This window comes from Duganella sp. LjRoot269 (assembly GCF_964254095.1).
GTDB classification, from domain to species: domain Bacteria; phylum Pseudomonadota; class Gammaproteobacteria; order Burkholderiales; family Burkholderiaceae_D; genus Rugamonas; species Rugamonas hordei.
The window spans coordinates 6,709,398-6,730,615 of the sequence record NZ_CAXUSL020000001.1 but is presented as its reverse complement, the minus strand read 5'-3'; the positions used below and the strand labels follow the sequence as shown (position 1 = coordinate 6,730,615).

Annotated in this window: 18 protein-coding genes; 5 read left to right on the top strand and 13 right to left on the bottom strand. The window is 65.0% G+C overall.

From position 1 onward, the window contains the following. Nucleotides 1-4 precede the first annotated feature (4 nt). The 4 genes from pcaF (at nucleotide 5) to ACSQ3S_RS30050 (ending at nucleotide 4,420) form a co-directional block, all read left to right on the top strand. Nucleotides 5-1,210 (top strand): 3-oxoadipyl-CoA thiolase, encoded by a 1,206-nt coding sequence (gene pcaF, locus ACSQ3S_RS30065; protein ID WP_436144663.1) that lies wholly within the window; start codon nucleotides 5-7, stop codon nucleotides 1,208-1,210. A gap of 16 nt (nucleotides 1,211-1,226) precedes the next feature. Then, nucleotides 1,227-1,838 (top strand): phenylacetic acid degradation protein PaaY, encoded by a 612-nt coding sequence (gene paaY / locus ACSQ3S_RS30060; RefSeq protein WP_176652402.1) that lies wholly within the window; start codon nucleotides 1,227-1,229, stop codon nucleotides 1,836-1,838. Nucleotides 1,839-1,865: 27 nt separating this feature from the next. Continuing rightward, nucleotides 1,866-3,911, top strand: coding sequence for a phenylacetic acid degradation bifunctional protein PaaZ (gene paaZ / locus ACSQ3S_RS30055; protein WP_436144662.1), 2,046 nt, complete (start codon nucleotides 1,866-1,868; stop codon nucleotides 3,909-3,911). A gap of 80 nt (nucleotides 3,912-3,991) precedes the next feature. Continuing rightward, nucleotides 3,992-4,420, top strand: coding sequence for a hypothetical protein (locus ACSQ3S_RS30050; protein ID WP_436144661.1), 429 nt, complete (start codon nucleotides 3,992-3,994; stop codon nucleotides 4,418-4,420). A gap of 3 nt (nucleotides 4,421-4,423) precedes the next feature. Here the strand turns inward: ACSQ3S_RS30050 and ACSQ3S_RS30045 are convergent, their stop codons facing one another. Further along, the gene (locus tag ACSQ3S_RS30045) at nucleotides 4,424-5,653 is read right to left on the bottom strand and encodes a M24 family metallopeptidase (RefSeq protein ID WP_436144660.1); all 1,230 of its coding nucleotides are present in this window, start codon (nucleotides 5,651-5,653) and stop codon (nucleotides 4,424-4,426) included. Nucleotides 5,654-5,808: 155 nt separating this feature from the next. Between ACSQ3S_RS30045 and ACSQ3S_RS30040 the strand changes: the two genes are divergently transcribed. Then, nucleotides 5,809-7,437 (top strand): S-layer protein, encoded by a 1,629-nt coding sequence (locus ACSQ3S_RS30040; protein ID WP_436144659.1) that lies wholly within the window; start codon nucleotides 5,809-5,811, stop codon nucleotides 7,435-7,437. A 15-nt stretch (nucleotides 7,438-7,452) separates the two neighbouring features. On the opposite strand, the gene ACSQ3S_RS30035 is transcribed toward ACSQ3S_RS30040, so the two are convergent. The 12 genes from ACSQ3S_RS30035 to ACSQ3S_RS29980 all read right to left on the bottom strand — a co-directional run bounded on the left by ACSQ3S_RS30035 (nucleotide 7,453) and on the right by ACSQ3S_RS29980 (nucleotide 21,161). After that, entirely contained in the window at nucleotides 7,453-9,720 is a 2,268-nt protein-coding gene (locus tag ACSQ3S_RS30035) for a M4 family metallopeptidase (RefSeq protein WP_436144658.1), read from the bottom strand. A 116-nt stretch (nucleotides 9,721-9,836) separates the two neighbouring features. Next, entirely contained in the window at nucleotides 9,837-10,346 is a 510-nt protein-coding gene (locus tag ACSQ3S_RS30030; protein WP_436144657.1) for a type II secretion system protein, read from the bottom strand. After that, nucleotides 10,321-10,695: a type II secretion system protein gene (locus ACSQ3S_RS30025; protein WP_176652407.1), complete on the bottom strand. Its 375-nt coding sequence runs from the start codon at nucleotides 10,693-10,695 to the stop codon at nucleotides 10,321-10,323. Before ACSQ3S_RS30025 ends, ACSQ3S_RS30030 begins: the two co-directional genes overlap by 26 nt. Before the next feature lie 4 nt (nucleotides 10,696-10,699). Continuing rightward, a complete protein-coding gene (locus ACSQ3S_RS30020; RefSeq protein ID WP_436144656.1) occupies nucleotides 10,700-11,173 on the bottom strand; it encodes a type II secretion system protein in 474 nt (157 codons plus the stop codon). A 2-nt stretch (nucleotides 11,174-11,175) separates the two neighbouring features. Next, complete coding sequence (locus tag ACSQ3S_RS30015) at nucleotides 11,176-13,128, bottom strand: secretin and TonB N-terminal domain-containing protein (protein ID WP_436144655.1); 1,953 nt, start codon at nucleotides 13,126-13,128, stop codon at nucleotides 11,176-11,178. Then, a complete protein-coding gene (locus ACSQ3S_RS30010; protein WP_436144654.1) occupies nucleotides 13,125-13,637 on the bottom strand; it encodes a hypothetical protein in 513 nt (170 codons plus the stop codon). Before ACSQ3S_RS30010 ends, ACSQ3S_RS30015 begins: the two co-directional genes overlap by 4 nt. After that, nucleotides 13,634-14,239, bottom strand: a complete 606-nt coding sequence (locus tag ACSQ3S_RS30005; RefSeq protein ID WP_436144653.1) for a hypothetical protein — start codon at nucleotides 14,237-14,239, stop codon at nucleotides 13,634-13,636. Before ACSQ3S_RS30005 ends, ACSQ3S_RS30010 begins: the two co-directional genes overlap by 4 nt. Continuing rightward, nucleotides 14,227-14,787 carry a hypothetical protein gene (locus ACSQ3S_RS30000; protein WP_436144652.1) on the bottom strand — a complete coding sequence of 187 codons (561 nt, stop codon included), beginning with the start codon at nucleotides 14,785-14,787 and terminating at the stop codon, nucleotides 14,227-14,229. Before ACSQ3S_RS30000 ends, ACSQ3S_RS30005 begins: the two co-directional genes overlap by 13 nt. Continuing rightward, nucleotides 14,784-15,641, bottom strand: coding sequence for a hypothetical protein (locus tag ACSQ3S_RS29995; RefSeq protein WP_436144651.1), 858 nt, complete (start codon nucleotides 15,639-15,641; stop codon nucleotides 14,784-14,786). Before ACSQ3S_RS29995 ends, ACSQ3S_RS30000 begins: the two co-directional genes overlap by 4 nt. Continuing rightward, nucleotides 15,628-17,313 (bottom strand): GspE/PulE family protein, encoded by a 1,686-nt coding sequence (locus ACSQ3S_RS29990; RefSeq protein ID WP_436144650.1) that lies wholly within the window; start codon nucleotides 17,311-17,313, stop codon nucleotides 15,628-15,630. Before ACSQ3S_RS29990 ends, ACSQ3S_RS29995 begins: the two co-directional genes overlap by 14 nt. After that, nucleotides 17,310-18,512 carry a type II secretion system F family protein gene (locus ACSQ3S_RS29985; RefSeq protein ID WP_436144649.1) on the bottom strand — a complete coding sequence of 401 codons (1,203 nt, stop codon included), beginning with the start codon at nucleotides 18,510-18,512 and terminating at the stop codon, nucleotides 17,310-17,312. The genes ACSQ3S_RS29990 and ACSQ3S_RS29985 overlap by 4 nt, the downstream gene beginning before the upstream one ends. Before the next feature lie 111 nt (nucleotides 18,513-18,623). Further along, complete coding sequence (locus ACSQ3S_RS29980; RefSeq protein ID WP_436144648.1) at nucleotides 18,624-21,161, bottom strand: M4 family metallopeptidase; 2,538 nt, start codon at nucleotides 21,159-21,161, stop codon at nucleotides 18,624-18,626. Nucleotides 21,162-21,218: the final 57 nt, after the last annotated feature.

Sequence of the window (21,218 nt, the reverse complement as noted above, 5' to 3'; positions counted from 1 at the left end):
TTCCGTGAACGACGCTTTTATCTGTGACGCCATCCGCACCCCATTTGGCCGCTACGGCGGCGCCCTCGCCGGCGTGCGCGCCGACGACCTGGCCGCGTTACCCATCGCCGCGCTGATCGCCCGCAACCCCGGCGTCGACTGGTCGAAAGTGGACGACGTCTACTACGGCTGCGCCAACGGCGCCGGAGAGGACAATCGCAACGTCGGCCGCATGGCCGCGCTGCTGGCCGGGCTGCCGGTCGACGTTCCCGCCAACACCATCAATCGCCTGTGCGGCTCCAGCCTCGACGCGGTGGGTATCGCCGCGCGCGCCATCAAGTCCGGCGAAGCACAGCTGGTGATCGCCGGCGGCGTCGAAAGCATGACGCGCGCGCCTTTTGTCATGGGAAAGGGCGACAGCGCCTTCTCGCGCGCAGCCAAGATCGAAGACACTACCATCGGCTGGCGTTTCGTCAATCCGCTGATGAAGGCGCAGCACGGCATCGACTCGATGCCGGAGACGGCCGAAAACGTGGCCCAGGAATTCGGCATCAGCCGTATCGACCAGGACGAATTTGCCGTGCGCAGCCAGCAACGCTGGGCTGCCGCCCACGCGGCGGGTGTATTCAAGAGCGAAATCGTGCCGGTCACGCTGCAACAGAAAAAAGGTGATCCGAAGATCGTCGACACCGACGAGCATCCGCGTCCCGACACCACTGTCGAGATGCTGGCCAAGCTCAAAGGCGTGGTCAGGCCCGACGGCAGCGTCACCGCCGGCAACGCATCCGGCGTCAACGACGGCGCCTGCGCCATCCTACTGGCGTCGGCCGCCGCCGCCGAACAATACGGCTTGAAGAAGCGCGCCCGGGTGCTGGGCATGGCCACCGCAGGCCTGGCGCCGCGCATCATGGGCTTCGGCCCGTCGCCGGCATCGAAGAAGGTGCTGGCGCAGGTCGGCCTGAGCATCGCCCAGATGGACGTCATCGAACTGAACGAAGCCTTCGCAGCGCAAGGCCTGGCCGTTACGCGCGACCTTGGCCTGGCTGACGACGCCTCGCACGTCAACCCGAACGGCGGCGCCATCGCCATCGGCCATCCGCTGGGCGCGTCCGGTGCGCGGCTGGTGCTGACAGCGTTGAACCAACTGGAACGCACCGGTGGCCGCTACGCGCTGTGCACCATGTGCATCGGCGTCGGCCAGGGTATCGCCCTCGTCATCGAACGCGTGTAAGCGCCGGGGAACCGTCATGGTCAAAGTCTACGAAATCAACGGTGTCACGCCGGTGGTCCACCCGACCGCCTACGTGCATCCCAGCGCGGTGCTGATCGGCGACGTCATCGTCGGCCCGCGCTGCTACGTCGGTCCGCTGGCGGCGCTGCGCGGCGACTTCGGCCGGCTGGTCCTGGAGGAGGGCGCCAACCTGCAGGACACTTGCGTCATGCACGGCTTCCCCGGCTGCGATACGGTGGTCGAGCGCGATGGCCATATCGGCCATGGCGCCGTGCTGCACGGCTGCCGCATCGGCCGCAATGCGCTGGTCGGTATGAACAGCGTCATCATGGACAACGCCGTCATCGGTGCCGACAGCATCGTCGCCGCGATGAGCTTCGTCCGCGCCGGCATGGAAGTGCCGCCGCGCAGCCTCGTGGTCGGCACGCCGGCCAAGGTGGCGCGCGCGCTGAGCGACGACGAAATCAAATGGAAGACGGAAGGCACAGGCCAGTACCAGGAGCTGGCCGTGCGCTCGATGAATACGATGCGCGAAGTCGAAGCGCTGACCGAAGTGGAAGCGGACCGCAAGCGCATCGAATGGGAAAGCTCGCTGCCGCTGCACCTGCATAAAAACGCGCAAGCATAACGAATGAAATAAGGAACGGAGATCAACATGGCATCAACCCTGCAAAGCTGGATCGGAGGCCGCTGGATCGGCGCCGAAGCGTCGGCGCCGCTGCACAGCGCCCTGAACAACTCGCTGATCTATCACACCCACGCCGAGAAGATCGACTTCGACGAAGCCGTCACCTATGCCCGCAAGGTGGGCGTGCCGGAACTGATGAAACTCGATTTCCAGCAGCGCGCCGCGCGCCTGAAGTTGCTGGCGCTGTACCTGGTCAGCCGCAAGGAAGAACTGTACACGATCTCGCACCTGACCGGCGCCACCCGCGCCGACAGCTGGGTCGACATCGAAGGCGGCACCGGCACGCTGTTCGCCTACGCAAGCATGGGCAGCCGCGAGTTGCCGTCGTCGAACGTGCTGCATGAAGGTCCGGCCATGGCGCTGGGTAAAAACGGCGGCTTCTCGGGTACTCACATCCTGGTGCCGCGCGGCGGCCTGGCGGTACATATCAACGCCTTCAACTTCCCGATCTGGGGCTTGCTGGAGAAGTTCGCGCCAAGCTTCCTGGCCGCGATGCCGTGCATCGGCAAGCCAGCCACCGCCACCAGCTACCTGACCGAAGCCGTGGTGCGCATGATGCACGAATCCGGTCTGCTGCCGGAAGGCGCGCTGCAGCTGGTCATCGGCAGCACCGGCGACCTGCTCGATCGCCTGGGCGGTGCCGACGTCGTCACCTTCACCGGTTCGGCCGACACCGCCGCCAAGTTGCGCACCAACCGCTACCTGATCGCCAATTCGGTGCCGTTCACCGCCGAAGCAGATTCGCTTAACTGCGCCATCCTGGCACCGGACGTCTCGCCGGACGACGTCGAGTTTGACCTGTTCGTCAAAGAGGTGGCGCGCGAGATGACCGGCAAAGCGGGCCAGAAATGTACCGCGATCCGTCGCATCATCGTGCCGGAAAATATGGTGGACGCCGTCGGCACCCGCCTGCGTGAACGGCTGGCGAAAGTCAGTGTCGGCGATCCGTCGGTCGAGGGCGTGCGCATGGGGGCGCTGGCCTCCAAGGACCAGCAACGCGACGTCGCCGAGCGCGTCGAGCTGCTCGCGCGCGGCAACGAGGTGCTGTTCAGTGAACGCGACGGCTTCAAGCCGGTCGGCGAAGACGTGGCCGGCGGTTCGTTCTTCTCGCCGACGCTGCTGCTGTGCCGCGACGGCATGAGCAACGACGCCGTGCACGACATCGAAGCCTTCGGTCCGGTCAGCACCATCATCAGCTACAACGGCATCGACGAAGCGATGGCCCTGGCCGCGCGCGGCAAGGGCTCGCTGGTCTCGACGCTGGTGACCAAGGAGCCGGCCATCGCCGCGTACGCGGTGCCGATGGCGGCCGCCTCGCACGGGCGCGTGCTGATACTCGAACGTGAAGCGTCGGTGGACTCCACCGGTCATGGTTCGCCGTTGCCGCAGCTGAAGCATGGCGGTCCTGGCCGCGCAGGCGGCGGCGAAGAGCTGGGCGGCATCCGCGCGGTGCGCCACTTCCTGCAGCGCGCCGCAATCCAGGGCTCGCCGACGATGCTGGCCGCCGTCACCGGTGAATACGTCCGTGGCGCCAAGGTGCAGGAAAGCGAAGTCCATCCGTTCCGTAAATATTTCGAAGACCTGAAGATGGGCGACTCGCTGCTGACGCACCGCCGTACCGTGAGCGAAGCGGACATCGTCAACTTCGGCGGCGTCTCGGGCGACTACTTCTACATGCACTTCGATGAGATCGCCGCCAGGGACACGCAGTTCGGCAAGCGCATCGCGCACGGCTACTTCGTGCTGTCGGCCGCCGCCGGCCTGTTCGTCTCGCCGGCGCCCGGTCCGGTGCTGGCCAACTACGGCCTGGACAACCTGCGCTTCATCACGCCGGTCGCCATCGGCGACACCATCCGCGCGCGCCTGACCTGCAAGCGCAAGGTGGACCGCAACCGCACCGACGACAAGGGCGTCGGCCAGGGCGTGGTCGCTTGGGACGTGCAGGTGACCAACCAGAACGACGAACTGGTGGCCAGCTACGACATCCTGACGCTGGTGATGAAGCGCAGCTGATATGGCAGCCGCGCCGGAAGACTGGATTTTTCCAGCGCGGCAATGCAGAATGCCTTATTTGCAACGATCAGGTGCTTCGTATGGCATGTACTTTTAAAAAACAGTCGATCGGCTTCAATCCCCTGCTGAGCGCACGCGACTGGATGGTGTGGGGCTGTCTTGTCGCCGGATTCCTGGCCGTTGCCCTGTTGGTCAGCTATTGGATGCCGAACGCGTTCGTGCGGGGAGCGCTGATCGGCGCCTGCATGGGCCAACTGCCCGCGCTGCTGATGTGCCTTCCGGTACGCGGCACCGTGGATGCGGCAGGCGAGATGGCCTTCCTCGGCCGCGTAGAGCAGTTTGGCTTCGTACCCGTAGGCGAAACCGATGCGGGGCGCATCTTCAACTACAAAAGCCCACGTTGGATGCGCTGGGATTCCAACCGTGTCGTGATCCGTCCCGCCGAAGGCACGCTGCATGTCACCGCACCGCTGTATTTCTACAATCGGCTCAAGCGCATGCAGGCATAAGGATTACTTGCGCAGGCCGAACGGATCGTCGATGCTGTGCGCCGGTTCGGTGAACCACTTCGGACCGCTCTCCGTCATGTAGAAATGGTCTTCGTGGCGCACGCCGAATTCGCCGGGGATGCAGATCATCGGCTCGTTCGAGAAGCACATGCCGACATCGAGTGGCGTCTTGTCGCCGCCGACCAGGTACGGCCATTCGTGGATATCGAGGCCGATGCCGTGGCCGGTGCGGTGCGGCAGGCCTGGCAGCTTGTAGCCCGGGCCGTAGCCATCCGCTTCCAGCGAACGCCGCGCCGCCATGTCCACTTCCTCGCACGGCACGCCCAGCTGCGCCGCATTGAACGCGGCCAGTTGCGCCGCCTTTTCGCTGTTCCACACCGAACGCTGACGCGCGCTGATTTCACCGAACACGTAGGTGCGCGTGATGTCGGAAATGTAGTTGTGCAGTTTGCAGCCTGTATCGATCAGCACAGTGTCGCCTCTCTGCAACGTCTGCACGTAGCTGACACCGTGCGGATACGCGGTCGCCTCGCCGAACAGCACGATCACGAAGTAGGAACCCGAGGCACCTACCTTGCGGTGCGCGCGGTTGATGAACTCCTCCACCTCGACCGTCGTGATCCCCTCGCGCAGCATGCTGGCGGTAGCGACGTGCACGGCCAGCGTCATGTCCTTGGCGCGCTGCATCAGCGCGATCTCGCTGGCCGACTTGCGGGTGCGGCAGTGCGCCGTCACCTGGCGCGCGTTCTCCAGCGCGTAGCCGGCGGCCAGTGGACGGATGCCGTCATAGATGAAGAAGGCCGCGCTCTCGCAAATGCCGACGCGCGGTGCCGTGCCGCCCGCCGCAGCCGGCGCGATGCCCATGCGCTTGAGCGTCTCGACGAACAGCTGATATGGGCTTTCATGCTCATGCCAGGTGTTGACGTTCCCTTCGACAAGCATGAAATCCTTCAGCGTGCTCTCTTCAAACGCAGGAGCGATGTATTCCACCGGGCCGCTGGCCGGTACGATGGCGCCGACCATGCGTTCGCTGGCGTGCCACTTGGTGCCGGTGAAGTAGGTCATGTTGGAGCCGGCGTTGACGTAGATCGCTGCGATGCCCTGCTCGCGCATGTAGGACTGTGCGCGCGCGATGCGCTGCAAGTGTTCGTCCTTGCCGATGGGGACCGCGCCCGCGGTCATGTCGGACAACGAGGCCAAAGCCTCTTCTATGGTTTTTCCGCCTATGGTCATTTTTATAATCCCTGAATTGATTTGCGAGGCTGCGCGGATCTTTGTCTGCGCCAGCCGGCGATCATAGCAGCTTCACACGCCTTACCTCGTCATAAGGAGGTAATACGCCGATGCTAATGTGCCGAATTCCGCATTCACTTCAGGACTCATATATCATGCCGTTTTCCTCCCGTTTTCGCCCACGCCAATTGCTGATCCCGACCGCCATCGCCATCCTGCTGACCGCTGCCGCCTGCGGCGGCGACCAGTCCCCAACCGTCGCCGCGCCTCCGCTGCCGAGCGGTCGCTGGATCGCGGGCGATCTGCATACCCACACCACCCAGTCGCCCGATACCGATGTCAGCCAGACACTGGACAAGGTGCTGGGCAAGGCCTTCACCAACTATGGCCTGGATTGGATGGCTGTCAGCAATCACCTGCGACTGTCCTCGCGAGACGAGAAGGGCGCCACGCTGCCTGCGGCGATTCCACTGTCGACCGGCGTCGAACGCTACGAGATTCCACACGTGAAGGCGCTGCAAGCTGCCGGCACCTTTGCCGACAAGCTGATTTTCTCCGGCTTCGAATGGGACATGCCGACCCACGACCATATCGGGATCGGCCTGTTCGAGGGCACCGACAAGCTGGCCGCCAGTACCAAGGGCATGAAGGAATTCGAATATCTGTTCACCAACCGCGACGCGGCGCTGTTCGATGCGGCCGATGTCGCCGCCTGGAAGGCCAAGTACGGCGCCACCCGCTACAACGCCTCCGCCGACGATGCGCTGAAAGCGATCAGCTGGCTGAAGGACAACTATCCGGATACCAGCTACGCCGTGGTCAACCACCCGTCGCGCAACAAGGGCAGCTACACCGTCGACGACTTCCGCCGCTTCAACGATATCGCGCCGAACATCGTATTCGCCATCGAAGGCATGATCGGCAACCAGATGGAGCCGGACCGCGGCGGTTACACGGCGGCCTACACGCCAGAAAACGCGCCGCTGCGCGCCTACGGCGGCGTCGACTACGTCGTCGCCAAAGTCGGCGGCGTGTGGGATGCGCTGCTCGGCGAGGGCCGCCGCATCTGGAACTTGACCGACTCGGACACCCACTTCAAGATCGTCGGCGGCAACAGCAGCGGCTATTTCCCCGGTGAGTACGCGAAGAACTACGTTTTCAACAGCGCCCAGGGCGCGCCGGCCGCGAAGGACCTGCTGCAAGGTCTGCGCTCGGGCAAAATGTTCTCGGTCTACGGGGACTTGATCAACGCGCTGGACTTCAACCTGGCCAGCAAGGACGACCGCAAGGAGATGGGCGGGGAACTGAAGGTCGCCAGCGGCGACAAGGTGACGATCACCATCCGCTTCAAGTCGCCCGCAAAAAACAACTACGAGAAGCCGGTCGACAGCGGTACGGCCGCCAACGTCAAGCCAGTGGTCGACCACGTCGACCTGATCGTGGGCGACGTGGGCGCCAAGGCCACACCGGGCAGCGCCGCCTACAGTGTGGCCACCAATGCCAGCACCCGCGTGGTGAAGCGTTTCACCAGTGCGGACTGGAAGGTCGATGCGGACGGCTACTTCAGCATCAGCTACGAAACCATCGCCGGCAAGAACCAGTACTACCGCCTGCGCGGCACCAACCTCGGCACCGATGTCGCCGGCCTGACCCTGGATGGCGAGCCGCTGGCGGACCAGCGCACCGGCACCACCGATAACACGGCGCGCTTCAACGACATCAACGATCGCAACTACCGCAGCCTGTGGTTCTATTCGAACCCGGTATTCGTCACGTTGAAGTAAGCGCGCCGTCCTGCCTTACTTGGCGATCAGGCTGATCTTGTCGAGCACGAACGAGGTCTGCTTCGACCGGTCCTCGCGCATCGCAAAGGACAACGTGACGGTCTGGCCTTTGTAGGGCAGCAGATCGAAATTGCGGATCTGGTAGCCCGCTGCCGCGTCGAGGTTGGTGTAGGTGGCCAGTGTCGACAGCACTGCGCCGCTGCTGTTTTTTACCGTGACCACCAGCCGGTCGTAGACCACGGCGCGGGTTTCCGAGGTGTCGATGTGCAGCGCGTAGGTCAGCGTCGCACTGGTGGCTGCGGCTGGAATCGATATGCTCTGGGTCAGCGTTTCGGTAGAAGTGCGGCCATTCCCCCCCAGCCAGGCGAAACGGGTGCCTTCGTAGGCGGTCTGGCCGGTGTGGGAACCGATCACGCGGGTGCTGCCGCTCCAGCCGGTGGTGCCGGATTCGAAACCGCCATTGATAACCAGTTCCGTGCCGTCACCTCCGCCGCCACCTCCACCACCCGCGCCGGCTTCGTCGATGTCGGCGCCGACGTTGATCGCCGCGTAGGCGCGCTGTACGGCGATGGCTTCCTTCGAATCGGCGCCATACAGCTCCTGCGCCGACGCAAGCACCTTGCCGCGGGCGTCGGCGTAGTTGGTCGACGAGGTGAACTTGGTGGTCAGTGCCTTGAACCAGATGCGGTAAGCCTTGTCGTTGCCGATGCCGGTCATCGCGGCGGGACTCTTCACCAGGTATTTGCTGTAGTACTCGGTCGTGGAGTCGGCGTTCGAACCCTGCGACAGGAAGTAGAACATGCGGTTATTCGGCCCGCTGGAATAGTGCACGTCCAGGTTCTTCAGCGAGGTGCTCCACGCATCGGGGCTGCTGCGATCCTTGCTGGGTTTGTACATCCAGCGCAGCGGCTGGCCGGATTTGCTGATCTCCTTGCCCATCATCCAATCGTTGCCGGTAAGCGGGATCGATGTTCCGGTGCCGCCCGCGCGCGCGTAGGCTTCCACCATTTCGCCGCCGATGTCCGAGTTCGATTCGTTCAAGCCGCCCGACTCGCCGGAGTACACCAGATCCGCCGTGGATGCGGTGACGCCGTGCGACATCTCGTGGCCGATGACGTCGATCGAACCCAGGCTGTAGAAGCTATTGCCGTCGCCGATGTACATGCACTTGCAGCTGTCGTCGTAGAAGGCGTTGTCGTAGGCGGTGTCGACGTGGGCGGCGATGTAGGTCGAAGTGTTGTTCCCGTCCAGCGACTGCCAGCCCAGCACATTCTTGTTGGCGTCGTAGGTGTTCATCAACCCCCACAACGCGTTGACCGCGGCTGTCTGGCCATTGGCGTTGGTGGTGCTGCCGCCGTTGATGTACTGCTTGCCGTCGCCCCAGGTATTAGTGCTGTTGGTGTAGATAGCGCCGGGATTCGGATTGTTGGCCGAGCTGTGGTTGGCGTTGGTGATCGCCATGCCGCCGAATTTTCCGCCGGTGCCGCGCGACGCGTCCAGCATCTGGAAGGTGGAGCCGGATTGCGTGGTATTGATCGGCACCGTGCCGTTGTACTGGCTGTTGCCGGTGCCGACCACCGTCTTCAGCGCCACCCATTGCGCGATGATCGCGCCGGTTTTCGCGTTGACGACGGTGTCGTAGTAAACCGGCTTGCCGTCCTGCGCCATACGCGTCTTCACGTAGTAGGCCAGCTCGTAGTGGTCGACTACGTCCTCAACGTCTGTGGCGTTCAGTTCCGATTCCGGCTTGCCGGCGGCGGTGGGCTTGCGCACGGAGTTCATCAACGGGTAGACCAGCAGTTCGGCGCTTGGCGGCCAGCGATGCGTACCGCGCGGCGCGGTCGACTTGGCAGCCACCGCGATGGCGTCATCGGTGCTCAGCACCGGCGTCGTGTCGGTCAACGGCGTCCCCGCCGCGGCGTTGGGGCTCAGTGCGGGCCGCCGGTCGGATGTGGAGACACTGATGATGCCGCCCGCTGCATCGGTGACCACCACCGATTCCGAGCCGAACACGCGCAAGCCCTTGTACGTATGCTGGGCGCGCGTGATCTTCTGGCCGGTCACGCCGGGGTGCTGGCTGCTGAGATGGAAGCTGTAGTCGGTGGCAGGCCCGCGCGCGGCGTCCAGCGCGGCCAGCCGGGCCACCAGCCCGGCGGCCTCCGGCGGAGAGGCGATGTTGACCGGTGCGGCCATCAGTTGTTCGGCCGCGCGCGACGCGGTGGTGGGCAGCATCGAGACAGCTGCGGCGATGCTGGCCGTTAGCAAGTGCATACGTAGGATCATCTCATCCTCCCATGTCGACATTCCAGCGGTATCGAATGATGTCGCCGATTCCGCCAATGCGGATGAGTCACGCTAGAACGGAGAGGCTGGACAGGTACTGTCCTATATCAATAAAATCAACGTTTGACCTCGCCACCCTGCGGGATGGTGAACAGATCGAAGGGATAGGTGAAGATCCAATCGGCATAGCGCGACTTTTTCGCCAAGCCCGCATCGTCGTCGTGGAAGTTGTCCTGCTTGATCGGACGCAGGGGCGATGTCGAGTGAATGCCGACGATGCGGCCCTGCTGCAGTATCAGGCTCCATTCCGGCTTGCCCGTGACCGGATCGGCGTAGAGCCGGCGCAGGTGGCGCCTGGGGTTGGCGAAGCGCGGGTCCTTCAGCAGGTCGTCGAGCGTCAGCGGATACTGGCTCTGGCCATTGGCCTTGACGTAGCTCTCCAGCGCGTGGCGGAATTCATGGCCGATGAACAGCAGCTCGCGTTCTTTGTCGCGCCGCATCGCGGTCGCGTACAGGTCCGCCGCAATGGTCAGGCCGACGCCCATGAACGCCACCAGCATCAGCGTCCACAGATAGGCGAAACCGCGCTGGCGCGGCGGCTTAGAGTTGGCCGAACGGGATGCCATCGCGGGTTTTTCCTTTGGCGCCGCTGCGGATGTCTGCCACGCCGGGTTTGTCGGCGTCGGCGGAGGGCAGCAACTGCCAGGTGACGGCGGATTCCGTCACAGGATCCATGGGCACCTTGCGGAAGTAGTGCTGGCTTACCAGGTCGGACAGCGCGGCCGGATATTCGCCCTTGTCCGCATAGTATTTATCGATGCCGCTGCGGAGCACTTGCAGATTTTCCTTCAGCGCGACTTCCTTCGATTTGTCGACGGAGCTGAAATACCGGGGCAGGGCGATCGTCAGCAGCAGCGAGATAATCGCCAACACCACCAGCAATTCGACCAGTGTGAATGCCTTGTTGCGGTTCATGGTGTCACCATTGTTTGAGGGGGATGCCGTTCAGGCCCGTTTTTCCGGAGCGCGAACTGATGTCGAAAACGTCTTCACCTTCGCTGGGATTGTCCGGCGGCGAGGCGTAGGCGCGGACGGCCCAGCCGCCGCCGCTCGCCTCGGACGGCGCGAACGGGTCGCGCGGGAGGCGGCGCAGGAAGTACATGTTCTGCTTGCGCGGGCTGCGCTGGTCCGGCACGCCAGTGACCAGGTCTTCGAGTCTTTTCGGATAGCCGGAATCGCCTATCGACAGCTTGATGCGGCCGTTGTCGGCTGCGCGCTTGTAGGCATCGATCGCCTCGCGAACTTCGATCAGCGCGGTGCGCAGCTGGTGCTCCTTCTCGCGCTGCAGCGCTACCTGCGCCATCGGCGCCGCCACCATCGCCAGCGTGGCAAGGATGGACAGCGTGATCATCAACTCGATGAAGGTGAAGCCGCGTTCGGCCTTGCGCGACATGCCTACTGGACCTTTTTCGATGAGTTGGAAACCGGGCCAGCCGGTTCGGGCTTGGCCGGAGTTGGCGCCGGCGGTGCGTCGCCGCCAGTCATGCCGGAACTGCCGGTCATGGAAGATCCGCCGGAAACCGGGGATGCGTCGCGCTGCGGTTGCGTGGCTTCCGGCGCTTCCGCTGCATCGCCCACCGAAGCCAGCGTGGTGACCTGGCTGCGGCCGCCGATGTCGGATTCGGTGCCGGAGTTGAACTCCGCCGCCGTCAACTCCGGCCGGCGTATCGAGCGCAGTATGCGCGGCGTGATCGACAACACGATCTCGCTCCGGGTCGAGTCGTCCTTCTGGGAGCCGAACAAACGGCTCAGCATCGGCAGGTCGCCCACGCCCGGCACCTTGTTGGCGGTGGTGCGGTCTTCGTCGCTGATCAAGCCGGCCAGCACCTGCGTCTCGCCGTCCTTCAGGCGCAGCACGGTGGCGGCGCTGCGGGTGCCGATCTGGTAAGCCTGCGTGCCGGATTTGCTGACGATCTCCTTGACCACGCTGCTGACTTCCAGGTTGATCTTGATCGCCACTTCATCGTCCAGGTAGATGTTGGGTTCAACGTCGAGCTTCAGGCCTACGTCCACATAGTTCACGCTGTCGGCGCTGACGCCGTTGTTGGTGGTGACCGTGATCACGGGCACGCGGTCGCCGATCAGCACCTTGGCCTTGTCCTTGTTGCGCACGCGGATGCGGGGATTGGCGAGAATATTGCTGTCTGTGTCCGTCTTGTTGGCGTTGAGCGTGACGGAACCCAGCGCCAGGCCGATATTGCTGCCGTTGATGCGGCGAAGGTCGCCGACGTTGAGCGCGCCATACTGGCCGCTGCCCAGCAAGGTCAGGCCGGCCGAATCGGGCCAGCGGATGCCCAGCTCCTGGCCGCGCGTGCGCTTTACTTCCAGCACTTCCACTTCCAGCATCACTTCCGGATCGGCGACGTCCTGCACCGCGATGATACGCTCGGCCATGCGTATCATCTCCGGCGTGTCGCGCATGATGATGGTGCCGATGCGTTCATCGGTGACGATGTCCTTTGCCTTCAGCAGCGTCTTCAGCGAGAAAGCCACGGTCTTGACGTCGGAATTGGCCAGGAAGAAGCTGCGTACCAGCAGCTGCTGGTAGTCCTTCTGCTTTTGCGGATTGTTCGGGTAGATGGTGACCGAGCGATCGCTGGTGATGCTTTGCTCCAGCTGGTTCGCGCTCAACAGCATGCCGATGGCTTCCTCGATGCTGGTGTCGCGCACCGAGATCGTGGCGCGCAGGTTAGGATCGACGTCGCGGTCGAAGACGAAGTTCAGGCCCGAGATCTTGCTGAGAAAATCGAACACCGACCGTAGCGGCACGTCGCGAAATTCCAGCGTCACGGGTTTGCGGTAGGCGACCGCCAGGCGGCCGCTGGCCGGCCGCAGTCGCGCTTGCGCGTCGTTGAGGCGTGTCTTCAGGCGCTGGAGGTCGCGCTGGTTGGGACGTTCGACCAGCAGGGGACGCAGCATCTCCTGCGCCTGCGTCAGGTTGGCATCGCCGCCGCGCTGCAGCAACGCTTCCGCATCGGTCATCGTCTGCTGCAGGCGCTGGTCCTGGGCCAGCGCCGCCAGGCCCTGGCGCGCGATCAGATTGGCCGGATCGATGACCAGCGCCTGTTCATACAGTGCCGTTGCGTCGGCGGACTGGCCTTTCAGGCGCAGCGTGTCGGCGCGGCTGTTCATCGCGTTGACCAGCTTGAGCTTGCGGTTCAGCAGGACGATGCGGTATTCGGCGTTGTGCGGATCTTCGTGCGCGGCCTGTTCCAGTTTGGCCAGGCCCTGGTCGATCTGGCCGGCGTCCAGCAGGGCATTGCCTTCCTTGAAGGTCTGGCTGCCGGCGCAGGCGCTCAGCAGCAGGCAGGCGGCCAGCGTGTGCAGGCGGTTGGCGATGGATTTCAATTGGTGTCCCCTACGACTAAGGTTTGTTTTTGGTGGAGCGGCAGGTAGATGAAGGTCATCGTTCCGCCGTTGACGCTGTCGAGCACGTAGTCGTCGTTGACCTTTTCGCCGGGACGGGCGACGATATTCTGGCCGTCGATCTGCAGGAACCACGCGGTCTTGCCTTCGTCGATAAAGCGGCCGACGAACTGGAACGGCAGCGCCGGCGGTCCGGATGGCGCTGCCGTCTGCTGTGCCTGTGGCGCCTGTTCCTGCATCATCTTCCTCGGCGCTTCCGGCGCCCAGCTTTGCTTGGCGAAGACGTTGCCCATGTCGTCGTCCGCGACGCGCGGGTGGATTTGCAGTTCTTCGGGCGTGCCGGCCGGGGTGACATCAGTGACGGGGACGGGCGGTGCGGCCTCGCGCGTCGTTGCCGCCGCCGGGCCGACGACGCCGCCATCCTGATCCGGCGCGAACCACGCGGCCAGCAGCGTGGCGACGGCGGCGGCGCCGATGACTATCTTCCTCATCGCCGGTCCTCCTGGCGGCGCACCAGCAGCACGAACTGGATGCGTGTCTCGACGTCGCCCGCTTCGATCTGTTCGCGCTTGAAGGCGACCGATTCCAGCGTCAGCGTCGGCAGCGCCTGCAATGCATTGATGATGAAGCCTTGCGTGCTGGCGTAATCCGCCTTGATCGGCAGCGTGATGCGGTAGCGCAGGAAGCCTGCCTTGCCATCCTGTTCGGCCTTGTACTCGGCCTTGTTCAGCGCGATGCCGCTTTGCTGCGCCACGCGCACCAGTTCCTTGAGCTGGTCAGGAATGGCGTCGTGCGCCGGCAGGTAAGCGTAGAAGGCGGCCACGCCGCCGGCGGCGGTGGCGACCGGAGCATGCGGTGTGGCGGCGGCGCGGGCGGCGGCATTCAGCTGGCGGGTCAACGCGATCTGGCGCTGGTCCAGCTGCGTCGCGTGCCATTGCGCCAGGACCGCCAGCAGCAAACAGGCGACACCGCCGACGGCGCCGGGGCCGCACTGGCGCAGCAGGCGGCGTGCCTGCCATGCCACCCGTGGGACGAGGTTGGGGGGCACGGCCAGCTTCAGCTTGGGCAGCGCACCGGATCTTATTGCCGCCATTGGGCCTCCAGCTGAAAGTGATACGGCCGTTCGCCGGTGCCGCCCGCCGCCATTTCGTGCTTGACCAGATACACGGAGCGGAACATCGGCTGCTGGTTGAGGAAGGCCAGGTAGTTGATCATGTCTTGCGCGGTTTCCGCTTCTGCCACGATCTTCAGGGCACCCGATGGCACGGCGGCATCGGTACCGTCTTGCGGCTGCTGGCCGTTCAAGTCCAGCGCGAGCAAGGCGATGCGGACATCGGCCGGCGCGGCGATGGATTTGATCAGGCGCGTGACGGGCAGGTTGAGTTGGCGCACCGCTTCGGCTACGGCCTTCACCTGCAGGTCCTGTTCGTGCTGCTGGGCCGGCGCCAATGCGGGACGGGTCAGCCGTACCGGTTGCGCGGCGGCTTGGGAGTCCAGACGAGCCTCCAGACGGCTCACAGCCTGCAGATGCGACGCCCAGTTGACGGCGGCCGGCAGCAGCGCTACGACGCCAAGGCTCAGCAGGGCAAGGCGCCAGCCGGAGAGTGGAACGGCGCGGGGCAGGAAGTTCAGGCGCGTCATGCGGCAGCCTCCGGCTGTGCGGGGAACGGCAGGATGGTTGCGGTGACTGCCGCTTCTGTGCCAAATGGGCTGTCGATCAGATGGAAGCGCGCCGGCAACGGTTCCAGCGACGCCTGCGCTATGGACAGGTCAACCACGGCGACCTGCTCGATCCCCGCCAGTTCCGGAGCGCGCAGGGTCCAGCGCTGCCAAGCCTGCGGCAGCGCGAGGCGCCAGGCGTCGCCGGCCGGCTGCGACTGGATCGCCGTGATGCGCTTGCCGTCCAGTGCAGCCATGGTGATGCGGCCAGGTTCGATCAGCGCCAGCGCGCCGGCCGCCGCGTCGAGCGGACGCAGGGCGGTGGCCAGCAGCGGTTCGATGGCGCGGCATGGATGACCGCATTCGGTGGCGACATCCTTCAATGCGTGCAGCAGCGTGCTGTCGACGCCGCAGACCACGCGCGTCTGGCCATAGGGTGCATCGTCGCTGGCGATGCTCCAGCCGCGCGCGTTGTCACCGTAGAGCGCGGCCAGCTGCATCTGCAGGAAACGGCTGGCGCCGGGCTCGGACAGAAGCGCGTCGCTCCACGGTGCCAGCACCATCTGGCTCCAGCGGCCCGACAGGCTGATTTCCAGCGGCAGCCTGGCCGATGCCATCGCCGGCTGTTGCAGCAAGGCGCGCAATGCGTCCACGCTGGCCTGCCAGTGGCCGCCGGCATGGTCCACGGCGATCTGCTGGACGCTGTCTTCGACCAGGCGCTTGCCCTGCACGACCACGCACCGCAGCTGCTGCGGCGCCAGCAGGATGCGCAGGCGGCCTTGCTGCATCAGGCGCGCCAGCGGCGCTCGTGAAAACAGGCGTTCAGTAAGTGACACGATTGAGCTCCAGTAAAGTCGTTTCACCCTGCCGCACCAGATCCAGCCCGGCGCTGCGCGCCAGCCGGAAGCCCATGGTGGCGGCTTCCTCCTTCATGCGGCTGACCGGCGCGCGGGTGCAGATCATTTCCCGCATGGCGTCGTTCAGGATCAGCACCTCTGCCACGGCCTTGCGGCCCTTGTAGCCGGTGCCGCGGCAATGGCCGCAGCCGCTTCCGGCCTTGAAGCGCCAGTCGCGCACGGAATCGGCGCTTAGGCCGCTATCCTGCAGGTCTTGCGAATCGGGCGCGACGTCCACCGCGCAGTGTTCGCAGTTGAGCCGCAGCAGGCGCTGGGCGACGATGCCGTTCAGCGCCGCCGCAAAACTGTACGGATCCACGCCCATGTGCAGGAAGCGGCCGACCACGTCGAACACGTTGTTGGCGTGGACCGTGGTGAACACCAGGTGGCCCGTCAGCGAGGCCTGCACCGCGATCTGCGCGGTCTCGTCGTCGCGGATCTCGCCGATCATGATCTTGTCCGGATCGTGGCGCAGGATGGAGCGCAGGCCGCGCGCGAAGGTCAGGCCTTTTTTCTCGTTGACGGGAATCTGCAGCACGCGCGGCAGCCGGTACTCCACCGGATCCTCGATGGTGACGATCTTGTCGCGCCCCGTGTTGATCTCGGTGATGGCGGCGTACAGCGTGGTGGTCTTGCCGGAGCCGGTCGGCCCGGTCACCAGCAGCATGCCGTGCGGCTTGGCGGCCAGGCGCCGGATCTGCACGATGGCGTCGGCGTTCAGGCCCAGGCTCTCCAGCCGCAACGCGGCCGCCGCCTCGGTCAGCGCGCGGCGGTCGAGCAGGCGCAGCACCGCATCCTCGCCGAAGATGTTCGGCATGATCGAGACGCGGAAGTCGATCTCGCTGCCTTTCACGCGCACCTTGAAGCGGCCGTCCTGCGGCACGCGGCGCTCGGCGATGTCCAGCTCCGCCAGCACCTTGATGCGGGAGATGATCTGCTCGGCCATCTGCAGGCCCTGCACCGTGCCGGCCTGCACCAGCACGCCGTCGACGCGGTACTTGATGACCAGGCTGGCGGCGTCGCATTCCAGGTGGATGTCGCTAGCCTGGAACTTCAGCGCGTCGTAGATCGTCGAGTTGACCAGCTTGACCACTGGGCTGCTGTCTTCGCTGATGCGTATCAGCGAGATGTCCTCGATGGTCTGATCCAGGTCCGCCAGCTCGCCGTGGCTGCCGTCCTCCATCATGTCCTGCATGGCCTGCTGCACGCTTTCCTGCTGCGCCAGATAGGCGGTCAGGTCGTCGGGGTGCGCCAGCGCCACCGTGTAGGCGGCGCCGATGGCGTAGTCGGCCCATTGCAGCGTATCGTCGGCGTAGGGATCGCCGATGACCAGCACGGGGACCGCGCCGACGCCTTCGCGCAGCAGCACGCAGTCGCGCTGGGCGCAGTCGGTGTACGACAGCAGGTCGAAGGCCGGCAGCGCGGCCTGTAGCTTGCTCATCGGCCAGGCCGGATAGCAGAACAGGTTGGCCAACTGGCGGGTCAGCTCTTCGGGCGTCAAGCCGGCGGCCTCCTGCAGCACCGCCATTTGCGGGCGGCCCTGCGCCAGCGCCGCGGCACGCGCGCCGTGCAGCATCTCGGGGCTGAGCACAGCCGGTTCGCGTGCATTCATGACAGACTCCCCGCCAATTCGAAAATCGGCATATACATCAAAACGACGACGCCGCCGATCACCACCCCGATCAGCGTCATCAACACGGGTTCGAGCAGGCGCGAGGCCCAATCGACCCAGCGGGCGAATTCTTCATCGTGGAACTTGGCCGAGCGCTCCAGCATGTCGCCCAGGCGGCCGGTGTTCTCGCCGACCTTGAGCAGCGACTGCGCCACCGGCGTGGCCAGCGCGTTCTGTTCCAGCGCGGTAGAAAACGGCAATCCCTGTTCGACCGCGCGGCGCGTCTGCACCAGCTGCACCTGTTGCGACGGCAGCAGCATGGCGTTGGTCATCGCCAGCGCCTTCGACAGCGGTATGCCGGCGTGCAGCAGCAGTGACAGCGCGCGGTAGAAGCGCGCCAGGCGGAACTCGGCCGCCTTGGCCGACAGCACCGGCAGCCGCAGGATCGCCAGCACCAGCCGCTGGCGCATGGCGGCGTTGCCCAGGCCGAGCACCACGCCGCCGACGACGGCCGCCAGCGTGGCGGCGCACAGCCACGGATGGGCCGCCAGCGTCTTGCCGAAGCCCAGCAGCATCTGCGAGGCCCATGGAATTTCGCGGCCCGAGCTTTCGTAGACCACGCTGAACTTCGGCACCACATAGCCCATCAGGAACAGCGTGACCAGCGTGCCGACCACCAGCAGCATGGTCGGGTAGATCGCGGCCGAGACCAGCTTCTTGCGGATGGCGTCGAACTGCAGCTGATAGCCGACGAAGCGCGCCAGCGCCTCCGGCAGGTTGCCCGAGCGTTCGGCGGCATGCACGGTGGCGACGTAGAGTTCCGGGAAGACGGCCGGGAAATCGGCCAGGGTGTCGGAGAAGCTTTTCCCCTGTTGCAGCGAGCGCTGGATGGCGGCCAGGGTGGCGCGCGCGCCGCCGCGGGTTTCCTTGTTGAGCAGCGTGGCGGTGGCCTCGCTCAGATTGAGTCCCGCTTCCAGTAAAGCCAGCAGCTCCTGGCTGAACTGCAGCAGCGGGAAGGGTTGCTTGCTGATGCGGGCGTGCGCGCTCTCCCCCGCACCGGATTGTCCGGTACCGATGATGGCCAGCACGCGCCAGCCACTGCGCGCCGCCTGCCGTATCGCCTCCGCCTCGCTGGCGGCGTCGATCGCTATGGTTTGCCGGCCGGATGGCCCGCCCTGCACTTGTAGGTGGAACTGCATCGCATGCTACTGCCTTACTCAACCAGAAAAAACGAGGCGGCGATGCGCTGCCGCCTCTTTAAAAACAGCCCCGATGGGGTGGACGGGGCTGTCCAGGTGTTACAACCTCACTTACTGGGTGATCAGGCTGACCTTGTCCACCACGAACGACGTTTGCAGCGACGAGTCTTCCGTCATGGCGAACGACAGCGTGACGGTCTGGCCTTTGTACGCGATCAGGTTGAAGGTGCGGATCTGGTAGCCGCTGGCCGCGTTCGCGTTCGAATAGGTGGCCAGGGTGCCCAGCACGGTGCCGGCGCTGTTCTTCACGGTGACAACCAGCTTGTCGTAGGCGGTGGTGCCCGATTCAGCGGTGTCGATATGCAGTGCGAAGGTCAGCGATGCCGAGGTGGCGGTCGACGGGATCGTCACGGCCTGGGTCAGCGTTTCGGACGCGGTCTGGCCGTTGCCGCCCAGGTAGGCGTACTTGGTGCCTTCGTAGGCCGTTTCGCCGGTGAAGGTGCCGATCACGCCGGTGGTGCCGCTCCAGCCGGTGGCGCCCGATTCAAAGCCGCCGTTGGTCACGCGCTCGGTGCTGCCGCCGGTGCTGCCGACGGTCAGCGTGGCGTTGCCGGAGGTCGCGGTCTTGACCGGCGACGACGAATCGCTGACGACGGCGTTGAACACCGCGCCGTTGTCGGTCGATTGCGCCGTCAGCGAGTAGGTGGCCGAGGTGGCGCCGCTGATCACCGCGCCGTTGCGGTACCACTTGTAGGTGTACGGCGCGGTGCCGCCGGTGGCGCCGACGCTGAACGATGCGGTCGAGCCGGCAGCCACGGTCACGCTGGCTGGCTGGGTCGAGATCGACACGGCGGACCCGCCGGCTGCTTCGTCGATGTCGGCGCCGACGTTGATCGCGGCGTAGGCGCGTTGCACGGCGATGGCTTCCTTCGAGCCCACGCCATACAGTTCCTGTGCTGCCAGCAGCACCTTGTTGCGTGCGTCGGCGTAGTTGGTCGAGGCGGTGAACTTGGTGGTGTTCGCCTTGAACCAGATGCGGAATGCCTTGTCGTTGCCGATACCGGTCATCGCGGCAGGGCTCTTGATCAGGTATTTCGAGTAGTAGTCGCTGGTGCTGCTGGCGTTCGAACCCTGCGACAGGAAGTAGAACATGCGGTTGTTAGGGCCGCTGGAATAGTGCACGTTCAGGTTCTTGATCGTGCTGCTCCAGGCGTCCGGGCTGCTGCCGTCCTTGCTCGGTTTGTACATCCAGCGCAGCGGCTGGCCGGTTTTGCTGATCTCCTTGCCCATCATCCAGTCGTTGCCGCTGGCCGGGATCACCATGCCGGTGCCGCCGTTGCGGGCATAGGCTTCGACCATCTCGCCGCCGATGTCCGAGTTCGACTCGTTCAAGCCGCCCGATTCGCCGGAGTAGGTCAGGTTGGAGGTGGCGTCGGTGACGCCGTGCGACATTTCGTGGCCGATCACGTCGATCGAACCGAGGCTGTAGAAGCTGGAGCCGTCGCCGATGTACATGCACTTGCAGCCCGGGTCGAAGAAGGCGTTGTCGTAGGCGGTGTCGACGTGGGCGGCGATGTAGGTGGCGGTGTTGTTACCGTCCAGCGATTGCCAGCCCAGCACGTTCTTCATCGTGTCGTAGGTGTTCATCAAGCCCCACAGCGCGTTGACCGCGGCGGTCTGGCCATTGGCGTTGGTGTCGCTGCCGCCATTGATGTACTGCTTGCCGTCACCCCAGGTGTTGGTAGTGTTGGTGTAGATGCTGCCGGCATTTGGATTGTCGGCCGAGCTGTGGGCCGCGTCGGTGATGGCCATGCCGCCGTAGGTGCCGCCGGTGCCGCGGGTCGAATCGAGCATCTTGTAGGTGCTGCCCGAGAGCGAGGTCTGGATAGGCACCACGCCGTTGTACTGGCTGTTGCCGGTGCCGACCACGGTTTGCAGCGCCTGCCATTGGGCGATCACGGCGCCGGTCTTGGCGTTGAGGATGGTGTCGAAGTACACCGGCTTGCCCTTGTTGGCCATGCGGGTCTGCACGAAGTAGGCCAGCTCGTAATGGTCGACCACGTCTTCCAGGTCCATCGCGTTCAGCGCGGCTTCGGACTTGTTGACGGCCGAGGCGATGCGCACCGACTTCATCACCGGGTAGATCAGCAGCTCGGCGCTCGGCGCCCAGCGGTGCGTGCCGCTCGGGGCGACGGCCTTGACCACCAGTGCGATGGCGTCGCTGGCGCTCAGCGACGGCGTGGTGTCGACGATGGCGGAGGTTTTACCGGCGGTCACGCCGTTGGTGTCGGCGCCCAGCGCCGCGCGGCGGTCGGAGACCGATTCGCTGACGATGTCGCCGGCGTCATTGGTCACCACCACCGATTCGGAACCGTACACGCGCAGACCCTTGAAGGTGTGCTGCGCGCGGGTGATTTTCTGGCCGACGACGCCAGGGTGCTGGCTGCTGATGCGGAAGCTGTGATCGGCCGACAGGCCGTGCTCGGCGTCCAGCGCCGTCAGCTTGGCGACCAGTCCCTTGCTCTCTTGTGGAGAGGCCAGGCTGACCGGGGCGGACATCAGTTGTGCAGCCGCCTGGGCTGCGCTGGATACCATCATCGGCAAAGCGGCGACGACGGATGCAGCAAGTAGGGTCTTACGTAAATTCATCTCTTCTCCATGGGGTCTAGGTGTATTTCGCTTGATGCTGCCTGGCCGGATCGTGGC